Annotated in this window: 18 protein-coding genes and 1 pseudogene; all 19 read left to right on the forward strand. The window is 66.9% G+C overall.

Features of this window, described 5'->3' with window-relative positions; all coding sequences use genetic code 11:
• The first annotated feature begins 54 nt into the window (after positions 1-54).
• Positions 55-1,701, forward strand: coding sequence for a lipoprotein UxpA (locus RRX38_RS19265; protein ID WP_315960298.1), 1,647 nt, complete (start codon positions 55-57; stop codon positions 1,699-1,701).
• A 5-nt stretch (positions 1,702-1,706) separates the two neighbouring features.
• The gene (locus RRX38_RS19270; RefSeq protein ID WP_315962709.1) at positions 1,707-2,126 is read left to right on the forward strand and encodes a pilus assembly protein PilZ; all 420 of its coding nucleotides are present in this window, start codon (positions 1,707-1,709) and stop codon (positions 2,124-2,126) included.
• A 2-nt stretch (positions 2,127-2,128) separates the two neighbouring features.
• On the forward strand, positions 2,129-4,087 hold the full coding sequence (gene gspD / locus RRX38_RS19275; protein ID WP_315960299.1) for a type II secretion system secretin GspD: 1,959 nt from the start codon (positions 2,129-2,131) through the stop codon (positions 4,085-4,087).
• A 5-nt stretch (positions 4,088-4,092) separates the two neighbouring features.
• On the forward strand, positions 4,093-5,541 hold the full coding sequence (locus RRX38_RS19280; protein WP_315962710.1) for a GspE/PulE family protein: 1,449 nt from the start codon (positions 4,093-4,095) through the stop codon (positions 5,539-5,541).
• Positions 5,542-5,544: 3 nt separating this feature from the next.
• The gene (gspF, locus tag RRX38_RS19285; protein ID WP_295476573.1) at positions 5,545-6,747 is read left to right on the forward strand and encodes a type II secretion system inner membrane protein GspF; all 1,203 of its coding nucleotides are present in this window, start codon (positions 5,545-5,547) and stop codon (positions 6,745-6,747) included.
• 18 nt (positions 6,748-6,765) lie between these two features.
• Positions 6,766-7,197: a type II secretion system major pseudopilin GspG gene (gene gspG / locus RRX38_RS19290; RefSeq protein ID WP_410524837.1), complete on the forward strand. Its 432-nt coding sequence runs from the start codon at positions 6,766-6,768 to the stop codon at positions 7,195-7,197.
• 2 nt (positions 7,198-7,199) lie between these two features.
• On the forward strand, positions 7,200-7,634 hold the full coding sequence (locus RRX38_RS19295; protein ID WP_315960301.1) for a prepilin-type N-terminal cleavage/methylation domain-containing protein: 435 nt from the start codon (positions 7,200-7,202) through the stop codon (positions 7,632-7,634).
• Entirely contained in the window at positions 7,631-8,011 is a 381-nt protein-coding gene (locus tag RRX38_RS19300) for a type II secretion system protein (RefSeq protein ID WP_295476570.1), read from the forward strand. The genes RRX38_RS19295 and RRX38_RS19300 overlap by 4 nt, the downstream gene beginning before the upstream one ends.
• Complete coding sequence (locus RRX38_RS19305) at positions 8,008-8,595, forward strand: prepilin-type N-terminal cleavage/methylation domain-containing protein (protein WP_315960302.1); 588 nt, start codon at positions 8,008-8,010, stop codon at positions 8,593-8,595. The genes RRX38_RS19300 and RRX38_RS19305 overlap by 4 nt, the downstream gene beginning before the upstream one ends.
• A gap of 29 nt (positions 8,596-8,624) precedes the next feature.
• A complete protein-coding gene (locus RRX38_RS19310) occupies positions 8,625-9,731 on the forward strand; it encodes a type II secretion system protein GspL (protein WP_315960303.1) in 1,107 nt (368 codons plus the stop codon).
• Positions 9,728-10,165 (forward strand): type II secretion system protein GspM, encoded by a 438-nt coding sequence (gene gspM, locus RRX38_RS19315; protein WP_315960304.1) that lies wholly within the window; start codon positions 9,728-9,730, stop codon positions 10,163-10,165. The genes RRX38_RS19310 and gspM overlap by 4 nt, the downstream gene beginning before the upstream one ends.
• Positions 10,162-10,836, forward strand: a complete 675-nt coding sequence (locus RRX38_RS19320) for a hypothetical protein (protein ID WP_315960305.1) — start codon at positions 10,162-10,164, stop codon at positions 10,834-10,836. Before gspM ends, RRX38_RS19320 begins: the two co-directional genes overlap by 4 nt.
• A 215-nt stretch (positions 10,837-11,051) precedes the next feature.
• Positions 11,052-11,774 carry a GntR family transcriptional regulator gene (locus tag RRX38_RS19325; protein WP_315960306.1) on the forward strand — a complete coding sequence of 241 codons (723 nt, stop codon included), beginning with the start codon at positions 11,052-11,054 and terminating at the stop codon, positions 11,772-11,774.
• Between the two features lie 68 nt (positions 11,775-11,842).
• Positions 11,843-13,162 carry an FAD-binding oxidoreductase gene (locus tag RRX38_RS19330; RefSeq protein WP_315960307.1) on the forward strand — a complete coding sequence of 440 codons (1,320 nt, stop codon included), beginning with the start codon at positions 11,843-11,845 and terminating at the stop codon, positions 13,160-13,162.
• A 221-nt stretch (positions 13,163-13,383) separates the two neighbouring features.
• Complete coding sequence (locus tag RRX38_RS19335; protein WP_315960308.1) at positions 13,384-14,712, forward strand: MFS transporter; 1,329 nt, start codon at positions 13,384-13,386, stop codon at positions 14,710-14,712.
• Between the two features lie 54 nt (positions 14,713-14,766).
• On the forward strand, positions 14,767-15,669 hold the full coding sequence (locus RRX38_RS19340; protein ID WP_315960309.1) for a dihydrodipicolinate synthase family protein: 903 nt from the start codon (positions 14,767-14,769) through the stop codon (positions 15,667-15,669).
• Between the two features lies 1 nt (position 15,670).
• The gene (locus RRX38_RS19345) at positions 15,671-17,161 is read left to right on the forward strand and encodes an aldehyde dehydrogenase (protein ID WP_295476561.1); all 1,491 of its coding nucleotides are present in this window, start codon (positions 15,671-15,673) and stop codon (positions 17,159-17,161) included.
• 260 nt (positions 17,162-17,421) lie between these two features.
• Positions 17,422-18,339: a DMT family transporter gene (locus RRX38_RS19350; protein WP_295476560.1), complete on the forward strand. Its 918-nt coding sequence runs from the start codon at positions 17,422-17,424 to the stop codon at positions 18,337-18,339.
• A gap of 307 nt (positions 18,340-18,646) precedes the next feature.
• Positions 18,647-19,648: pseudogene (locus RRX38_RS25105) on the forward strand (cache domain-containing protein); the annotation flags it as partial.
• Between the last annotated feature and the right edge of the window lie 30 nt (positions 19,649-19,678).

Below are 19,678 nucleotides of genomic sequence, written 5' to 3' on the forward strand. Positions count from 1 at the left end.
TGCCCTCGCCAATATGCCGCCCCTGTACTGCAACGGCCACAAGGTGCGCGAACGATGGTTTCAATGGGGCGGCGCGATGTTCTGGGATGGATGACGGTCGGTGCCATGGCGCCCTGGCTGTCGGCCTGCTCGACGCTGCCGAGTGCTGGCGGCAGCGGCGGCAGCCTGGACCTGCTGTACGTTGCCGATACCCTCGACGCACGCCAGCCCGGCCTGCCGGTGGTGCCCGCCACGCGCCTGGGGCCGGCAACGCGTATTGGCCAGGCACCCTGGATCAGCGGCCAGGACGCCCGCGCTGCTGGCAGTGTGGATGCCAGTCTCGCCGGGCTGCTGGATGCCAGCCTGGCCGGCCAGGTGCAAACCGGCGGTTATCCGGTGCTGGGTGCCGTGCTGCAGCGTCTGCGCCGTGAGGCGGGCGAGGGCAACAGCCTGACCCTGGAGAACGGCCAGTGCTGGAATGGCAGCGGCCTGGCCTACCTGACCCAGGGTGTGTCTGGTGTGCAGGGCAGTGCGCTGCTGGGCAGCGAGGTGCGAGTCAGCAGTGACGAGCGCCTGCTGTGGCCCGAAGCCTGCGCCGGGTTGTACCGTCAGTTCGCCCAGCCGGTGCTGGGCGCGGGCCTGGAGCCTGGCCTGGCGCAGCGCCTCGGCACCCGGCCCGTGACATTTTTCAAGCGCGGGGGCGTGCGCATCGCCGTCGTCGGCATCACCGACCCCTATGCCCGTGACCAGAAGGCTTCACTGCGCCAGTGGCTGGACGCCCTGCGCCCGGCCTTCGAGCAGGCGCGCGCCGAAGCGGAGCTGGTGGTGGCCCTGGCTGACGTCGGCACCGGGCCGGGTCTGTGGCTGGCCGAGCGGGTCAGTCAGGTCGACCTGTTGCTCTGCGCCCGTGGCCAGGACTTCTGGCCGCAACCGGTGCAGGCCCTGCAGGCCTCCGGCAAGCGCGTGCCGGTGCTGTTCGGCGGCAGCCGAGCCAGCGGCGCGTTTCGCATTCGCTGCCAGCAGGCTGGCGGGCAATGGCAATTCACGGCGCAATTCCAGCCGGCCTTCGAGGGCGCCCTGGGCGTTTCGGAACAGGCCGAAGCCCAGCGCCTGCGCCAGCTGGTCCACCAGCAGCGCGCCGCGCATGCTGGCTGGCTCGACCAGCCGCTGGCGCGGGCACCGGAGCACCTCTGGCGCCGCGATGTGCGTGGCGGCAATTGGGACCGCCTGCTGCACCAGGCCCTGTCCGACCAGTCCGAGCGTGCCGTGCTGCTGCCGGGCCTGCGCTACGACAGCCCGCTGCCCCGTGGGCAGATGATTACCCGCGAGCACCTGCTGAGCCTGACCGGTAGTTATCCGGCGCCGGTGGTCGAGGTCTCCGCCAGCCAGGTGCCGCAAGTGCTGGAGAATGCTGCCGAGCAGCTGTTCGGCGAGCCGTTGCTGCTGGACAACAGCCAGGACCTGCCGCGCTGGTTCGGTCACCCCTGGGAAATCACCTACAGCGCCAGCGGCCAGCGTGTCAGTGGCCTTGGCCAGCCGGCCGGTGCCTGCCGCACCTTCGGCCTGGGCTTCGATGCCCGTGCCGGCCAGCCGCTGTGGCAACACCTGGAAGCCTGGCTGCGCGAGCGGCCCGATAGTTGGCAACTGGCTGCACTGACACCGCCGCCCATGCGTTACGTGCAGGGGCACCCTGGCTGGCATCCGCGTGAGGTGGCCGGTTGAGCCGCCTGCGCAGTGCCAGCCATCTGTTGCTGGTCGCCCTGTGCGGCTGGCTGGCGGCGCAATGCGTGCTGCAGCTCGCTGACGGCCAGGCCGTCGCAGCGCTGCCGTCGCCCCCTCTGGCAGCGCTGCCGCAGTTGCTCGACGGGCATTGGCATGGCCGCGCCGCGAACAGCGGCGAGCTGCCCCTGACCCGCCTGCCGGTGGAATACATCGGCAGTTTCAAGGCTCGCGAACTGGCCGCCACGGTGGTGGTGCTGCGCTTCGAACAGCGCCAGCGCACCCTCACGCGCGGCCAGCGCCTGGCGCCCGGCGTGGTGCTGCAGGACATCGACGAGCGCGGGCTGATCTTCGACAACCATGGCCAGCGCGAGCGCCTGCCGTGGCCGGTGCAACGTCCTCCATTCGGCATCAAGCAACAGGGTTGAACATGGTCCCCACTCGCATTCGTCACCCACTGCGTATCGCCCTGCTGTGCGGCCTGCTCGCCACCGGCGGGGTCGGCGCCGAGGAAGAGCCGGTCTACGAGGTCAATTTCGTCGACACCGAGCTGTCCGAGTTCATCGACAGCGTGTCGCGCATCACCCACACGACTTTCATCGTCGACCCACGGGTCAAGGGCAAGGTCACCGTACGCAGCCTGGAGATGCTCGGCAGCGACGAGATCTACGCCATCTTCCTCTCACAATTGCGCGCCCAGGGCTTTGCTGCCGTGGACCTGCCCAATGGCAACGTGAAGATCGTCCCCGACGAATCGGCGCGCCTGGAGCCGGTGCCGGTGGAGTCGCGGCGCAGCAACGGCCAGGCCAACGACGGCATGGCCACCCGGGTGTTCAACGTGCGCAATGCCGCCAGCGAGCAGATGCTCAACATCCTGCGCCCGCTGATCGACCCCCGGGTGGGGGTCATCACCCCGTATCCGTCGGCCAACCTGCTGGTGGTCACCGACTGGCGCAGCAACCTCGACCGCATCGACAACCTGCTGGTGCAGCTCGATCAGGTCAGCCAGGAGCCGCTGGAAGTGGTGCCGCTCAACCACGCCAGCGCCAATGACACCGCGCAATTGGTCACCCGGCTGCTGGCCCGCGAACAGGGCGCCGACAGCGCCCAGGTGGTCGCCGACCCGCGTAGCAACGCCCTGCTGGTGCGCGGCAGCAACGACAGCCGCCAACGCGTGCGCGCACTGCTGCGCCAACTGGACAAACCGCGCGACGCGCAGCACAACAGCAACACCGTGGTGATGTACCTGCGCCACGCCAACGCCGCCGAAGTGGTCAAGGTGCTGCGCGGCCTGGGCCAGGAGGACAGCGCCGCGCCGCCCGGCACCGCTGCCGAGGGCGAGAAGCCGCTGCTGGTGAGCGGCAATGGCGTGCGCATGGAATACGAAGAGGGCACCAACGCGGTGGTGATGGTCGGCCCGGACAGCGAGCTGGCCAATTACCGCAGCATCGTCGAGCAACTGGACATTCGCCGTGCCCAGGTGGTGGTCGAAGCGATCATCGCCGAGGTCTCCGACACCCGCGTGCAGGAGCTGGGCGTGCAGTGGCTGTTCCAGCACGACAGCCTGGGCGGCGGCACGGTGAACTTCCCGGGCGGCACCACGCCGAGTGTGGCGGCGGTCGGCGCCCTGGCCCAGGACCGTGACACCGCCGGGCTGGCGCAGCTGCTCTCTGGCGTACAGGGCGCAGCGGCCGGGGTCGGGCACATCGGTGGGGGGCTGAACTTCATCGCGCTGATCAACGCCTTGAAGGGGCAGAGCGGTTTCAACCTGCTTTCCACCCCGACCCTGCTGACCCTGGACAACGCCGAGGCGTCGATTCTGGTGGGCCAGGAAGTGCCCTTCGTCACCGGCTCGGTGACCCAGAACAACGCCAACCCCTACCAGACCATCGAGCGTCGCGAAGTGGGTGTGAAGCTGCGCATCAAGCCGCAGATCAACATCGACAACACCGTGCGCATGGACATCGTCCAGGAAGTCTCGTCCATTGCCGAAAGCGCGGCGGCCAGTGACGTGATCACCAACAAGCGCGAGATCAAGACCAAGGTCATGGTCGCCGACAACGGCCTGGTGGTGCTCGGTGGGCTGATCGGTGACCAGACCACCGACAGCGACCAGCGCGTACCGCTGCTCGGCGACATTCCTGGCCTGGGCAGGCTGTTCCGCTCCAACGCCACGCAGCGGGTCAAACAGAATCTGATGGTGTTCATCCGCCCGCGCATCGTGCGTGATGACCAGACCCTGGCGCAGTTGAGCAGCGAGAAGTACCAGAACCTGCGCAGCACCACCCGCCTGGCTCTGCCCGAACGCCAGGACGCTGAGCGCCTGCTGCAACTGTTCCCGGCCAGCCGCGAGCGCCTGGACGCGGCCAGCACAGGGTTGGCCTGGTGAGCGGCCTGTTGCCTTATCGCCTGGCACGCCAGGCCGGCGTGGCGCGGGTGCCTGACGGAGCGGGCTGGCAACTGCTGCTGCGCGCCGGTGCCGACACCGACACCTTGCAGGAAGTCTTGCGTGTGCATGGCCGGCCCCTGGCGGTGCAGCATCTGGCCGCCGCCGACTATGACCAGCACTTGGGCAGCCTGTACCAGGCCGGCGAAGCCAGCACGGCGGCGCTGATCGAGGGGATCGGCGAGCAGGTCGACCTCGACAGCCTGATGAGTGAACTGCCCAAGGTCGAAGACCTGCTGGAAAGCGACAACGACGCGCCGGTGATCCGCCTGATCAATGGCCTGTTCGGCGAGGCGCTGCGGCTGCAGGCTTCGGACATTCATGTGGAAACCTTCGAGGCCAGCCTGGTGATCCGCCTGCGCGTCGACGGTCACCTGCGCGAAGTGCTGCGCCCGCCCCGCGCGCTGTCGGCGATGCTGGTGTCGCGAATCAAGGTCATGGCGCGCCTGGACATCGCCGAGAAGCGCCAGCCGCAGGACGGGCGTATCACCCTGCGTGCCGCTGGCCGCGAAGTGGACATCCGCGTTTCGACCCTGCCGGGCATCCATGGCGAACGGGTGGTGATGCGCGTACTGGACAAGCAGGCCAGCCTGCTCGACCTGGCCAACCTGGGTATGCCCGAAGCCGTCGAGCGTGGCCTGCGTGCCTGCCTGGCGCGGCCCAACGGCATCGTGCTGAGCACCGGGCCGACCGGCTCGGGCAAGACCACCACGCTGTATGCCAGCCTCAACAGCCTCAACGACGGCGCGTGCAACATTCTTACCGTCGAAGACCCGGTGGAGTACGCCATCACCGGCATCGGCCAGACCGCCATCAACCCGCGTGCCGGGCTGACCTTCGCCAGCGGCCTGCGCGCCATCCTGCGCCAGGACCCGGACGTCATCATGCTGGGTGAAATCCGCGACCAGGAAACCGCGCAGATCGCCGTGCAGGCCAGCCTCACCGGACACCTGGTGCTGTCTACCCTGCACACCAACAGCGCCGTGGGCGCGGTGACCCGCCTGCGCGACATGGGCGTCGAGCCATTTCTCATCGCCTCCAGCCTCAAGGGCGTGCTGGCCCAGCGCCTGGTGCGCCGGCTGTGCGCCTGCGCCCGGCCTCAGCCGTTGCAGGCCGCCGAGCGTGCGCTGTGGCCGGAGCTGGCCGGGCTGCACGAGACCTATCACCCGCAGGGTTGCGAGCAGTGCCAGGGCAGTGGCTATGACGGGCGGATCGGTCTGTACGAGTTCATCGAGTTGGACGACGGTCTGATTCGCCTGCTCTACGACGGCGCCAGCGAAGTGGCGATGCTCGATTACCTCAAGGATCGTCGCCAGAGCCTGGCGGCGATGGCCAGCGACTGCCTGCGCCATGGCCGCACCAGCCTGGCCGAAGTGCTGCGCGCGGTGCGGGGCTGACGCATGCCGACCTATGCCTACCAGGCCCTCGACCAGGCCGGGCGTGTGCGCAAGGCCAGCCTGCAGGCCGAGAACGAGCGCCATGCCCGACAACTGCTGCGCGAACAGGGGCTGTTCGCCCGCCAGTTGCAACTTCAGCAACCCCGGGCACGGCGGCCCCGTGGCCAGCGCCTGAGCCATGCGCAGTTGTGCGAGCTGACTCGCCAATTGGCGACGCTGTGCAGCGCCGGCATTGCGCTGGTGGATGCCCTGGCGACCCTGGAGCGGCAACTGGCGCAGCCGGCGTTGCGCAACCTGCTGGTGGCGGTACGCGGCGCCCTGGGCGAAGGCCACAGCCTGGCGCAGAGCCTGCGTCGCCAGGGTGGCCTGTTCGATGAACTGTATTGCGCGCTGGTCGAGGCTGGCGAGCGCTCCGGCAAGTTGGCCCCGGTACTGGAGCGCCTGGCCGAACATCTTGAGCAGGTCCAGCGTCAGCGCCACAAGGCGCGCACGGCGCTGATCTACCCGGCGGTGCTGATGCTGGTGTCGTTCGCCGTGGTGATCGGCCTGATGACCTTCGTGGTGCCCAAGCTCACCGAACAGTTCAGCCATACGGGGCAGACCCTGCCGCTGGTGACTCGGGTGCTGATCGGCATCAGTGATGCGCTGGTACTGGCCGGCCCCTGGCTGCTGAGCCTGGCCCTGCTGGGCGGTGCTGGCGCAGCCTGGCTGCTGCGCAAACCGTACTGGCGCCTGCGCCGTGACCGCAGTCTGTTGCGCTGGCCGAAGCTCGGCGACCTGCTGGCGGTGCTGGAGAGTGCACGCCTGGCGCGCAGCCTGGCGATTCTCTGCGGTAGCGGCGTACCGCTGCTCGAAGCCTTGCAGGTGGCCACCGCGACGGTGGGCAACCGCGAGGTGCATCGCGCCCTGCAAGGTGTGCGCGAGCAGGTCGAGGGTGGCGTCAGCCTGCACCGCGCCCTGAGCGGCGCCGGGCACTTCCCGCCGCTGCTGCTGAACATGGTGGCCAGCGGCGAGGCCAGTGGCACGCTGCCCGACATGCTCGAACGCGTTGCCGACAACCAGGAGCGTGGCTTCACCCGTCAGGTGGACACGCTGATGGCGCTGTTCGAACCCCTGATGATTCTGCTGATGGGCGCCGTGGTGTTGTTCATCGTGCTGGCAGTGCTGTTGCCGATCATGCAGCTCAACCAGGGCCTGTCCTTCTGAACCATGGAGACTTTCGTTATGCCTCGTTCACGCAATCAGCGTGGTTTCACCCTGATGGAAATCATGGTGGTGATCTTCATCATCGGCCTGCTGATCGCGGTGGTCGCGCCCAGTGTGCTGGGCAACCAGGACAAGGCCATGCGCCAGAAGGTGCTGGCCGACCTGGCGACCCTGGAGCAGGCGCTGGACATGTACCGCCTCGATAACCTGCGCTACCCCAGCAGCGAGCAGGGCCTCGGCGCGTTGGTCAAGGCGCCCACGGTCGAGCCACTGGCCCGTGCCTGGCGCGCCGACGGCTACATCCGCCGCCTGCCGGACGACCCGTGGGGCAACCCGTATCGCTACCGGGCGCCGGGTCAGCACGGGCGCATCGACATCTACTCGCTGGGCGCCGATGGCGTGGAGGGCGGCGAGGGCAGTGACGGCGATATCGGTAACTGGAGCCTGTAAGGGTGAATGGCAGCCGCGGCTTTTCGCTGCTGGAACTGCTGGTGGTGCTGCTGATCGTCGGCCTGCTCAGCGGCCTCAGTGTGGCCTGGTTGAACGCCGGGCGCAGTGCGGCGTTGCAGGCCCTCGATGGCCTGGCTGCGCAAGTGCAGCTGCATGCCGCCCAGGCGCGGCACAGTGGTCAACTGCTGGGCTTGCGCTGGAACGGCCGGCAGCCGGAATTCGTGCGCCTGGAGCAACAGCGCTGGGTGGCTGATCCCTGGCGGCCCGTCGCCTGGCCGACCGAACTGCGTGCCGACTGGCCCGCGGGCACGGTGCCGCCGGTGATCTTCACCCCCGATGGAGTGGTGGCGCCGCGGCTGAAGTGGCAATGGCCGGACGGGCAGCAGCATTGGCATTGGCTGAGCGACGGCCGCCTGGCGCGTGCGGAGGTGCCATGAGCCGGGCGGCGAGACGGCAGCGGGGCTTCACCTTGCTGGAGGTGATGGTGGCGCTGGGCATCGCTGCGCTGATGACGGTGATGGTCAGCCAGCTGCTGCGCCAGCGCATCGCCACGCACCAGGCCGTGCAGCAGCATCGCCTGGGCAGCCTGTGTGCCCGCGAGCTGGAAGCGCGATTCACCCTGGAGCGTTACTGGCCGACGGCCAACCAGGTCCGCGGCGAGTTGCGCCAGGGTAACGGCCTGTGCCACTGGCGCCTGGATCTGGGCATGACCGGCGTGCACAACCTGCGGCGTGGCGAGCTGGCGTTGTTCGCCAGCCGCGACGAGCGCGAGCCGCTTGGCCACTTCACCCTGTTTCTGGTGCGCCCGCAATGAATCGCCAGGCCGGCCTGACGCTGATCGAGTTGCTGGTGGCCCTGGCCCTGACCGCCGTGCTCGGCGTGGTGCTGGCGGCCCTGGTCAACGGCTGGGTGACGGTGCGTGAGCGCCTGGCCGAAGCCGCCGAGCCACCGCCGGTGCTGGAGTTCTGCCTGGCCCTGGAGCGGCGCTTCGACAGCCTGGTACTGCGCCAGCTCTACGAGCAGCGTCGGCCACTGGCGCCTGCGCCACTCGACTGGCAACCGAGCGCTTGGCAACTGGGCTGGGTGGCGCTGAGCGCCTGGCCGCAAGCAGGCGCGCCGTCACGCCAGGAGCGTCAGCGCCTGAGCTTCGACGCCCGCGCGCGGCGCCTGAGCCTGGACACCTCGGCAGACCTGTACGCCCCTGGCGAACCGCGCTGGCAGGCGGGTGAGCGGCTGGCCGAGGTGGATCGTGTGAGCTTCAGCTTCTACCAGGCCAACCGCTGGTTGCCTTACCCGTCCACCAGTCCCGGCCTGCCGACCCAGGGCGTACGTCTGGAATTCGATTGGCGCGCCGCGCCTTACGTCTGCACCTTCAACCTGCCGGACCCCACCCCTTGACCATGGCCGCCACGCCCCGCGAGACACCTATGCCTGCATCTTTCACTTTTCGGCGCCGCGCTCCCCGCCACTGGCTGCTGGTGCGCCCCGCCGACGACGGCCAGGCCTGGCAGTGGCGACGCCTGCCCGGCCATGAACAGGGCGCCTGGCCACCCCCAGCCGACTATCTGCATGGCGACCGCCATGCGCTGGTGATTCCGGCGGCGCTATGCAGCCACTTTCACCTGGCCGCTCCCCCAGGCCTGAAGCGCCATGAGTGGCCGCTGCTGCTGGAAGAACAACTGCAGCAACCCCTCGACCAGGTGCAGGTGCATGCGCTGTCGCGCCAGGGCCAGTACCTGGAGCTGCTGGTGGTCGACCGGGCATGCCTGCAGGGCTGGCGTGCCGAAGCCCAAGCCTTGGGACTCGACCTTGAAGCGGCCTGGGCCGAAGCGCAGTTGCTCGGCGTGGTGCAGCCCGGCGAGCAGCTTGGCTGGCGGCAGGGCGAGCAGTGTTGCCTGGTCCGCTGCGACGCGCAGGGGCGTCGGCAATGGCTGGTCTGGCCAGACGCCTTCGGTGCCCTGCCGGATGGCTGGCACAGCGCCGATGACCTGTACAGCGGTGCCTGGCCGCAGCCTTGCACCGTGCCGCCACTGTCGGCCAGTTGCCTGGGGGCGCAGCGCCAGCGCCGGCCGATGCAGCTGCCGATCAGCCCCCTGCAACGTCGCCTGGTGAGGGGCGCCGCCGTGCTGGGCCTGTGCTGGGCGAGCCTGGCGCTGGTGCAGTGGGTGGGTCAGGTGCCGGCCTGGAAACGCCAGGTCGAAGCGCTCACCGGGCCGGTGAGCAACGTGCAGCAGGCCCGCCGCAGCCTGGCGCGCCTGCAGGCCGAGCAGACCGACTGGCGCATTCGCCAGCAGCAGTTGGTGAGCCTGGAACAGCAGGTTGGACAGTGGTTGCAGGCGCATCCGGACTGGGGCGTATCGGCCAGTCAGTTCGATGGGCGTACCTGGCGCCTGGTGCTCAACGGCGATCAGGCACCGCCCGCCGAGCAGCACTGGCAGACCCTGGCCGACGCCGGCGGCGCGGTGGCCAGTGCCGAGCGCAGTGAGAACGGCGCCTTGCTTACCGTGCGTTTCGACCTGGGAGGTCAGCCATGAATGCCCTTTTACAGCGTTTTTCCCACGCCTATGTCAGCTTGCCGGCGCCCCGTCGCTATGGCCTGCTGGCCGGCTGGGTGGTGGTGCTCACCTTACTGCTGGTGCTCAGTGGCCGACCGTTGATCGACTACGCCAGGTCGGTGCATCAGTGGCAGGCGCTGGCGCAACAGGCCCAGGCACTCATGCCCGTTGGTGTGCCAGGCGAAGAGCGCTGGCAGGCCCTGGCCAGCGCCCGGGGCGTGACGCTGACCGGCGTCGAGCGGCGCGGCGACGTCTGGCTGCTGCGCGGCGAGGTGGCGCGTGCCGAGCCGCTGGCGCAACTGATGCGCAGCATCCAGGAGCAGGGCGCGCGACCGTTGCGCTGGAGCCTGGAGCAGAGCAGCGGCGGGCTGGTGTTCCAGCTCGATGTCGGGCAGGGCGGGCGCCAGCCATGAGCCGAAGTCTGTGGCTGGCTGGCGGCCTGGCGTTCGTCTTCACGCTGCTGGCGAACCTCCCTGCCGCCTGGGTGCTGGGAAGTATCGCCTGGCCCTCGGGCTGGCAGGCCGAGGCGCCAGGCGGCACGCTGTGGAAGGGGCGGCTCAGGCGTCTGGGGCCGCTCGGGCCGCTGGCCTGGCAGGTCAGCCCCTGGCGTGGCCACTTGCAGGTCGAAGGCGCCTTTCAGCAGCAGGCCTGGACGCTCAGGGCATCAGGCTGGCCGTGGAACTGGCAGGCCCGCTTGTCTCCCGGCGCGGCGGCGGTCGGTGCTGCCGGTGATTATCTGATCGATGGACGCTGGCAGGGCGAGCTGCGCCTGGCCGGGCAGGGGGGCCGCTGTCTGCACGCCGAAGGGCAGCTGCAGGCCAGCCAGGTGGCGATGCTGACGCCCTGGAACCTGGCCCTGGGCGACGTGCGGGTCACGCCGAGCTGTGCAGCGGGCCTGCAACTGCTGGCGCACATCCAGCGCGCCGGCGAGCACCGCATCGAAGCGCGTCTGGAGCTTGCCAGCCACCGTCTGCGCCTGGACGGTCAGGTGCAGGCAGACGCCGCCCTCCTGCCACCGCTGGCCCAGGCCGGCTGGGTCAAGCCGGGTTCCACAGTGCTCGCGGCGCAACTGCGCCTACGCTGACTCCATTCCCCCTGCCGTTATCTGGCAGCGACACCGACGATTGGTATTTCTCCCCTATTCCCTGGCGTTTCAGGGACTTGCCTCGTCCAGGAAAGAAGCGCTCTTGTCTGGCAGCGACATGCGCGGAAAATCCCGTAGACACATTGTCTAACAGGATTTTATATTTTCGTTATTCAATTTGTAGACACAGCCTTTCGGCGCGAAGAATAACGTCCATGAATGCCTGTCACGAAGCGCTTCACAGCACTGCAGACGCGTCCGTCGATCGCAAGGCGGCACTCGTCGATGCCCTGCGCCAGCGCATCCTCAATATGGATCTGGCGCCGGGGCAGGCCCTCGACGAACTGCAGCTGGGCCTGGAGTTCGGCCTGTCCCGTCCGCCGGTGCGTGAACTGCTGCGTCAGCTGGCCATCGAGGGTTATGTCGAGCTGGCCGCCAACCGCGCGCCGCAGGTTGCACCCATGGCCCACGAGTCGCTGTGCGGGTTCTTTCGTGCCGCGCCGCTGATTTACAGCGCCACGACGCAACTGGCCGCCAGCCATGCCAGCACCGCCGAGATCGCCGGCCTGAGGACCATTCAGGAACGCTTTCGCCGCGCCATCGCCGAGCACGACGTCGATGGTCGAGTGCTGCACAACGATGCCTTTCATCTGGAGATCGGTCGCATGGCGCACAACGACTACCTGTTGCCCAGCCTGCGCCGCCTGCTCATCGACCACGCGCGGCTGGGACGCACCTTCTATCGCCATCCCAGCACGCCCGACATGCAGCGCGACCTTCAGTTGGCCTGTGAGCAGCACGACCAGATGATCGAGGCCATCGAGCAACGCGACCCACAGCGCGCCGCCGAGGTGGTACGCGAGCACTTCGAACTGTCGCGGCGGCGTATGGCCGAGTACGTCACGCCACCCTTCGATCCGCCGGGGCGCGGCGGCTGAGCCGGCCGGCCCGTTTTCTTACCTGGTGAACAACCAGACCGTCGAACAATAAAACCCAGGTCCCCGACATGACGAAAGTAACCCACCTGCCCGCCGACGACGCCATCTGTGGCTGGTACCACCTCAGCCGTCCACGGCAGCCTCAGCCCGCTCACTACGGGCACAGTTCCGCGCGCTGGGTGGTGGTCGGTGCCGGCTTCACCGGCCTGGCGGCGGCACGCCAGCTGGCGCTGAACTTTCCGGATGACTCGATCGTGCTGGTCGAGGCCCAGGAGGTCGGCCTGGGGACTTCCGGGCGCAATGCGGGCTTTGCCATCGACCTGCCCCACGACATCGGTGCCGACGACTACATCGGCGACCTGGACACCGCGAACATCAACATGAAGCTCAACCTCACCGGCCAGTCCATCCTGCGCCAGCTGGTGGAGCAGCATGGCATCGATTGCCAGATGAAGGCCTGCGGCAAGTACCAGGCGGCGGTGGAAGACCGGGGCATCGCGGTGCTGGACGCCTATCGACGCGGGCTCGACAAACTCGGCCAGCCTTACGAGGTGATCGACGGCGCAGACCTGCCGGAGCACATCGGTACGCATTTCTACCGCAAGGCGCTGTTCACCCCGGGCACGGTGCTGATCCAGCCGTCGGCGCTGGTCAAGGGACTGGCCGACAGCCTGCCGAGCAACGTCACCCTCTACGAACACACGCCGATCACCGACGTGGAATACGGCGACAAGGTTGTCCTGCGCCACGCCAACGGCAGCATTACCGCCGACCGCCTGGTCCTGACCAACAACGCCTTCGGCATGAGCTTCGGTTTCCTCAAGGGGCGCATGCTGCCGGTGTTCACCTACGCCAGCATCAGCCGCGTGCTGACCGAAGAAGAACAGCAGCGCCTGGGTGGCAAGCCCTTCTGGGGGGTGATCCCGGCCGACACCTTCGGCACCACGGTGCGACGCACACCTGACAACCGCCTGCTGATCCGCAACAGCTTCAGCTTCAACCCCGACGGGCGTAGCAATCCCAAGTACCTGAAGCGTTTCGTGGAGCGCCATCGGCGCTCGTTCGCCGCACGTTTTCCGATGCTGCCGCAGGTCGACTTCGAATACACCTGGGGCGGAGCCCTGGCGCTGTCGCGCAACCACATGGGGCACTTCGGGCAACTGGCGCCGAACATTTACGGCGCGCTGTGCTGTAACGGCCTGGGCATCACCCGCGGCACCGTGACCGGCACCCTGCTGGCCGACTGGCTGGCCGGCAAGCGCAACGACATGACCGATTTCCTGCTGGGTTCGCCAGCGCCGAATCGCAACCCACCGCAACCGTTCCTGTCGCTGGGCGTGAACGCCAACCTGATGTGGGGGCAATACCGCGCCGGCAAGGAGAGCTGAGCCGGGGATACCGCTCAGGAGGGGTAGGGCGGCTTGTGCCGCGAACAGGCCAGGAATGACTGGCGAACATGAGGCCGCCTCGCTTGAGGCCGCTCCTACCGCCGCCGAGCAAGGCCCTCGGGCAGTCGAGGACCACAGCGTAGGGAAGTTTCGCGTGACCCGGGTGGCGAGCCCTTCATGCAGGTTCGTTCCCCCGGCTTTTCAGAGTCTGGAGAAAAACAATGACAACGTTCCACACCTCTATCGAGGATGTTCCTCTCAATGCATTCCACAAGCGCCTGACCATTCGCTCGGGCGGTGGCTCGTTCGTGGACGGCTACGTGCTGAGCATCATTGGCGTGTGCATGCTGCAGATGACCGCCGCACTGGGGCTGAGCACCTTCTGGCAGGGCATGATCGCCGCTTCGGCACTGATCGGCATCTTCTTCGGTGGCTTCCTCGGCGGCTGGCTGACCGACCGTTTCGGCCGCAAGCGGATCTTTTTCGTCGGCCCGACCCTGTTCGTGCTCGCCTCGGTGACCCAGCTGTGGGTGGAGTCTGCCGTGGTGCTGTTCTTCCTGCGCTTCATGATCGGCGTCGCAGTGGGTATCGAGTACCCGGTCGCCACCTCGCTGCTGGTGGAGTTTCTGCCCAAGAAATACCGTGGTCCACGCCTGGCGACCCTGACCATCCTGTGGTTCGCCGGTGCGGCCTGCGCCTATCTGTCGGGTGATTTCATCCTGCGCCATGGCGGCGAAGACGGCTGGCGCCTGGTGCTGGCCAGCTCGGCGGTCATCGGCGCGGCCCTGTTCCTGATCCGCCTCGGGACGCCCGAGTCGCCCCGCTGGCTGCTCGGCAAGGGCCGTGCAGCCGAGGCCGAGGCTGTCATCAAGCAGGTGTATGGCCTTGGCTTCTCGTTGCGCAATCTGCCCGAGCAGCCCGAAGAGAAAAAACTCTCGGTGCTCAGCCTGCTGCACTCGGGCTACGGCAAGCGCATGCTGTTCGTCGCCATGTTCTGGGCCTGTTCGGTGATCCCGGTGTTCGCCGTCTACGCCTTCGCCCCGACGGTGCTGGCCGCGCTGAACCTCAAGGGCGACTGGGCGTCGCTTGGCTCGATCGCCATCACGTTCCTGTTCGTGATCGGCTGCATCGTTGCCACCAACCTGATCAACGGCATGGGTCGGCGCAGCATGCTGATCTACAGCTTCCTGCTCTCCGGGCTGGCGCTGCTGGGCCTGGCCGCGTTCCACGACGCCTCCGAAATGCTGGTGCTGACCCTGTTCGGCGCCTATGCGCTGTTCATTGGCGGCGCCCAGGTGCTGCAACTGGTCTACCCCAACGAACTGTTCCCCACCGAGATTCGCGCCTGCGCCGTCGGCGTCGGGACTTCGCTGTCGCGCGTCGGTGCGGCCATCGGCACCTGGCTGGTACCCATGACCCTGGACAGCTACGGCATCGGTTTCACCATGTACGCCGCCGCCGCCGTGACCCTGGTCGGCCTGCTGTTCTCCCTGGCGCTGGCGCCGGAAACCCGCTCGCTCAACCTGCAGCAGGCGTCCTCGCTTACCTGAAAACAACCCGCCGCGCCTATGAGCGCGGCGTCTCAACCTGTGGAGGTTAACCCCGTGAAATTCGAAGGCATCTATACGCCCGCTGTCACCCCGCTCAAGGCCGACGGTTCGATCGACTCGTCGGCCTTTGCCGAGGTCCTGGAATACCTGATTGCCCAGAAGGTGCATGGCATCATCATCGGCGGCTCCACCGGTGAGTACTACGCGCACACCGCCCAGGAGCGTTTCGACCTGGCGGCCAAGGCCAGGGACGTGATCGGCGGCCGCCTGCCGCTGATCGTCGGCACCGGCGCGATCCGTACCGAAGACTCGGTGGCCTTCGCCGCCCATGCCAAGGACATCAAGGCCGACGCCCTGCTGGTCGGCACGCCGCCCTACGCGCTGCCCACCCAGCAGGAGATCGCCATCCACGTCAAGGCGGTGGACCGCGCTGCCGGGCTGCCGATCATGCTCTACAACTACCCGGGCCGCATGAGCGTGGCGATGGACGACGAGTTCTTCGATGCCGTGGCTGACGTGCAGAACATCGTGGCCATCAAGGAAAGCTCGGGCGACATGAACCGCCTGCACCGCACCGCGGTGAAGTACCCGAAGATCGCGCTGTCCTGCGGCTGGGATGACCAGGCCCTGGAGTTCTTCGCCTGGGGCGCGCAGAGCTGGGTGTGCGCCGGCTCCAACTTCATCCCGCGCGAACACGTGGCGCTCTACGAGGCCTGTGTGGTCGAGAAAGACTTCGACAAGGGCCGTCGCATCATGGCCGAACTCATGCCGCTGATGGATTTCCTGGAAGGTGGCAAGTTCGTTCAGTCGATCAAGCACGGCGTCGAACTCAACGGCCTGTCCACCGGTGGCGTTCGTGCACCGCTGCAAGGCCTGAGCGCAGAAGAACAGGACACCCTCGCCGGCGTCATCGCCACCCTCAAGCGCAACATCGCGCAGATCACCGGAGCTGCCTGACATGGCCGAATTGCTCAGCAAGGAACAGTACAAGGCCCTGGCCGCAGAACTGAAGTTCCCCACCCAGGCATTCATCGACGGTGAGTTCCGCGACGCGTTGTCCGGCGCCACCTTCACCACCACCAATCCGGCCACCGGCCAGGTACTGGCCAACATCGCCGCTGGCAGCAGCGCCGACGTCGACCTGGCGGTGGCCGCAGCCAAGCGTGCCTTCGACGACGGGCGCTGGAGCAAGCTGGCGCCGTCGGCGCGCAAGCACATCCTGCTCGACTTCGCGCAACTGCTGGAAGACCACGCCCACGAGCTGGCGGTGCTGGAAAGCCTGGACAGCGGCAAGCCGATCCAGGAGTGCCAGAACGTCGACGTGCCGGAAACCATCCACACCCTGCGTTGGCACGCCGAGCTGATCGACAAGATCTACGACTTCAGTGCGCCTACCGGTGCCGGTGCGGTGACCATGGTGGTGCGCGAGGCCATCGGTGTGGTCGGCCTGGTGTTGCCGTGGAACTTCCCGCTGCTGATGCTGGCCTGGAAGATCGGCCCGTCGCTGGCCGCCGGCTGCTCCATCGTGGTCAAGCCCGCCAAGGAAACCACCCTGACCGCCCTGCGCGTCGCCGAGCTGGCACACCAGGCCGGTATCCCGGCAGGCGTGTTCAACATCGTGCCGGGCGGTGGCCGTGAAGTCGGCGAGCCGATCGGTCGCCACCCGGACATCGCGGCGGTGAGCTTCACCGGTTCCACCGACACCGGCCGGCTGTTCCTCAAGTACGCGGCAGAATCCAACATCAAGCGCGTGGTGCTGGAACTGGGCGGCAAGAACCCCGCCGTGGTGATGAACGACGTCGAGGACCTCGACGAAGTGGCCCAGTACCTGGTGGCTGGCGCGTTCTGGAACATGGGCGAGAACTGCTCGGCCTCCTCGCGGCTGATCGTCCACGCCGACGTCAAGGACAAGCTGCTCGAACGCATCAAGGTGCATGTTCGCGACTGGCAGCTGGGCGACCCGCTGGACCCGGCCAACCGCCTTGGCGCGATGGTCAGCAAGGCGCACTTCGAGAAGGTGCGCAGCTACCTGGAATACGCCGTGCAACAGCAACTGCCGGTGGTCGAAGGCGGCAGCACCCGTGACGGCGTGTTCATCGAACCGACCATCGTCGATGGCGTGAAGGCCGACAGCAGGCTGTTCGTCGAGGAGATCTTCGGCCCGGTGCTGAGCGTCACCACCTTCCAGACCCTGGACGAAGCCATCGCCCTGGCCAACGACACCGTCTATGGCCTGGCGGCCTCGGCCTACACCAGCAACCTGCGCAACGCGCTGCGCCTGTCGCGCGAGATCCGCGCCGGTATCGTCACGGTGAACTGCTTCGGCGAAGGCGATGCCTCGACGCCGTTCGGGGGCTATGGCGAGTCGGGTTTTGGCGGTCGCGACAAGTCGCAATGGGCGCATGATCAGTACACCGAGCTGAAGACCATCTGGATCAACGCTCAATAAGGTTTCGGGCCTTCCGGCCCGATTCTGCCGCCCCCAGGCACCACGCGGCCCGAGGGCGGCAATGGCCGGTGTACTTCGGTACGCCGGCCAGCAATATTCTGGCGAACTTGCATCAAAGCTCAGGGAAGAGCCTTTCAATGTTGCGGCGCCATGGCACCAGGCTGTATCGGCTGCCAGACCAGCTTCCGAATGATTGAAATTAACCAGTGCGCAAGCTGGCACAGACCGGCTGCGTTCGCCTTTTATCTGAGTTGACTGCCATGATCGCTTCTTCCAATGTCGCGCAGCCCGCCTGCGCGTCAGTGCATCGCAACGCCCTCGTTTCGGCCCATGTCGCGGCCATCCTGTTCGGCCTCACCGGCATTCTCGGTGCCTTGATCCAGGCCGACTCCAGCATCATCACCTTTGCTCGTGCAGCCTTCGCCGTACTGGCCCTGGGCGCCTTCGCGCAGTTGCAGGGGCGTCCGGTGTTTCGCGGTCTGGACGGGCGCCGGCTCGCTGTGCTGGTCGCTTCCGGCGTGTTCCTGACCTCGCACTGGATCAGCTTCTTCATTGCCGTGAAGGTCGGCGGCGTGGCAGTGGCCACCCTCGGTTTCGCCAGCTTCCCGGCATTCATCGCGCTGATCGACCGGCTGGTGTTCCGCGAGCGCATCGCGTTCGGCGAGGCGTTGCTGGTGGCCATGGTCACCTTTGGCCTGGTGTTGGTGGTGCCGTCCTTCGACTTCGCCAACCAGGGCACCAAGGGCCTGCTGTGGGGCCTGGCCTCGGGCTTCTCCTTCGCCGTACTGGCGGTCATCAACCGCCGCTACATCAAGGGCCTGGACTCGATGCAGGTGGCCTTCTGGCAGAACCTCACGGTGTCACTGCTGGTCGCGCCGTTCGTGGTCAACAGCTTGGGTCAGCATGTACTGAGCACCCTGGACTGGATCTACCTGGCGGTCCTCGGGGTGTTGTGCACCGGGCTGTCGCAGTACCTGTTCGTGCGCAGCCTCAAGGTGCTCGACGCCCGCAGTGCCGGGCTGATCATCGCCCTGGAGCCGGTCTATGCCATCGCCTGTGCCTGGGCGCTGTTCAGTGAAGAGCCGTCGCTGCGCATGCTGCTGGGCGCGGCGATCATCATCTTCGCCACGGTGATTTCGGCGCGCGGCAAAAAGGCGGTGGAGGCAAGCACCCACTGATACGCACTGGATTGGTGCCAGCGCTGCGCAGTCGAGGTGCGTGGCGCGCTTATGTGTTGCAAGAAATATCGCGTGCCAGCCTGGGCAAGGATTCGCTCAAGGTGTCTGGCGCGCGCCTTGCATCTGTTCAGAGCCGCCACCCGGCAGATTTTGCGTGCAGGCAAGAGCCGGGTGGGGGCGACCTAACACATTGATTTTTATTTCGAACAGATTGTGCTGACACTAAAGCGCCACTATGTTGCGAGGCTGAGTTTTGTCGTCCGGCTAATCAAGGAGAGTGCCGTTGAAAATCGTTCATAAAGTCAGCATGGCTGCTGCCGCTGTATTGTTTCTGACCACCGGGCTGTTATCGGTCTATCAGGTCACCCAAGTGCGCAATTCGCTGGACCGCCAGGTCTCGGCCAGCATCGCCGAGTCGAGCAATGTCCTGGCCCGGCAGATCGAGAACTGGCTGGGCGCCAAGCTCAAGCTGATGGACCTGATGGTGCAGAACCTCGATACCGACTACAGTCCCGCCCAGGTGCAGCGGGTCATTCACAGCCCGATCCTCATCGATGAATTCATCATGATCTTCGGTGCCCTGCAAAGCGACGGAAAGCCCATCGCCAACCTGTCGTCATGGAAGCCCAAGGCCGACTGGGACGGCCGCACGCGACCCTGGTACGCGACCGGCAAGAACGCCGACAAGGCTGTACTGAGCGACCCCTATATCGACTCGACGACTCAGGAGACGCTGATTTCCGCCGTGGTACCGCTGCGTGACAAAGGCCAGTTCCTGGGCGTAATGGGCGGCGACATTCGTCTCAAGGCCATCAGCGACGCGATCAACACCCTGGATTTCAATGGCGCCGGTTACGCGTTCCTGCTCGACAAGAACGGCAACATCATTTCCCACCCTCGAACCGAGCTGAATGCCAAGTCCTACACCGAGCTGTTCGCCGGCCAGCAGCCCGCGCTGAGCGGCGGCCTGCAGTCGGTCAAGGTCGACGGCAAGACTTTGCTGGTGTCCTTCACCCCGTTGACCAACCTGCGCGGCGCCACCTGGTACATCGGCGTGGTGCTCGACGAGGACATCGTGATGGCCGAAGCCAACAGCCTGAGCCTGTGGGCCGCCATCGCCACGATGCTGGGCGTACTCATCAGCCTAGTGCTGCTGAGCACCTTCATGAAGCAGCTGCTCAAGCCTCTGGAACTGCTGCAGCGCTCGATCAAGGAAGTGAACAGCGGCGAGGGTGACCTGACCCGCCGCCTGCCTGCGCAAGGCAACGACGAAGTGGCGAGCGTTTCCCGCGAGTTCAACACCTTTCTGGAAAACCTGCAGGGCCTGATCGGCCAGGTG

Origin of the sequence: Pseudomonas sp. DTU_2021_1001937_2_SI_NGA_ILE_001 (assembly GCF_032463525.1) — a bacterium.
Taxonomy (GTDB): domain Bacteria; phylum Pseudomonadota; class Gammaproteobacteria; order Pseudomonadales; family Pseudomonadaceae; genus Aquipseudomonas.

Coding starts and splice junctions, on each gene's coding strand:
- RRX38_RS19265 (WP_315960298.1), top strand. CDS start 55: ATGGTTTCAATGGGGCGGCGCGATGTTCTGGGATGGATGACGGTCGGT.
- RRX38_RS19320 (WP_315960305.1), top strand. CDS start 10,162: ATGAGCCGAAGTCTGTGGCTGGCTGGCGGCCTGGCGTTCGTCTTCACG.
- RRX38_RS19300 (WP_295476570.1), top strand. CDS start 7,631: ATGAGCCGGGCGGCGAGACGGCAGCGGGGCTTCACCTTGCTGGAGGTG.
- RRX38_RS19310 (WP_315960303.1), top strand. CDS start 8,625: ATGCCTGCATCTTTCACTTTTCGGCGCCGCGCTCCCCGCCACTGGCTG.
- gspD (WP_315960299.1), top strand. CDS start 2,129: ATGGTCCCCACTCGCATTCGTCACCCACTGCGTATCGCCCTGCTGTGC.
- RRX38_RS19330 (WP_315960307.1), top strand. CDS start 11,843: ATGACGAAAGTAACCCACCTGCCCGCCGACGACGCCATCTGTGGCTGG.
- gspM (WP_315960304.1), top strand. CDS start 9,728: ATGAATGCCCTTTTACAGCGTTTTTCCCACGCCTATGTCAGCTTGCCG.
- RRX38_RS19345 (WP_295476561.1), top strand. CDS start 15,671: ATGGCCGAATTGCTCAGCAAGGAACAGTACAAGGCCCTGGCCGCAGAA.
- gspF (WP_295476573.1), top strand. CDS start 5,545: ATGCCGACCTATGCCTACCAGGCCCTCGACCAGGCCGGGCGTGTGCGC.
- RRX38_RS19350 (WP_295476560.1), top strand. CDS start 17,422: ATGATCGCTTCTTCCAATGTCGCGCAGCCCGCCTGCGCGTCAGTGCAT.
- RRX38_RS19325 (WP_315960306.1), top strand. CDS start 11,052: ATGAATGCCTGTCACGAAGCGCTTCACAGCACTGCAGACGCGTCCGTC.
- gspG (WP_410524837.1), top strand. CDS start 6,766: ATGCCTCGTTCACGCAATCAGCGTGGTTTCACCCTGATGGAAATCATG.
- RRX38_RS19335 (WP_315960308.1), top strand. CDS start 13,384: ATGACAACGTTCCACACCTCTATCGAGGATGTTCCTCTCAATGCATTC.
- RRX38_RS19305 (WP_315960302.1), top strand. CDS start 8,008: ATGAATCGCCAGGCCGGCCTGACGCTGATCGAGTTGCTGGTGGCCCTG.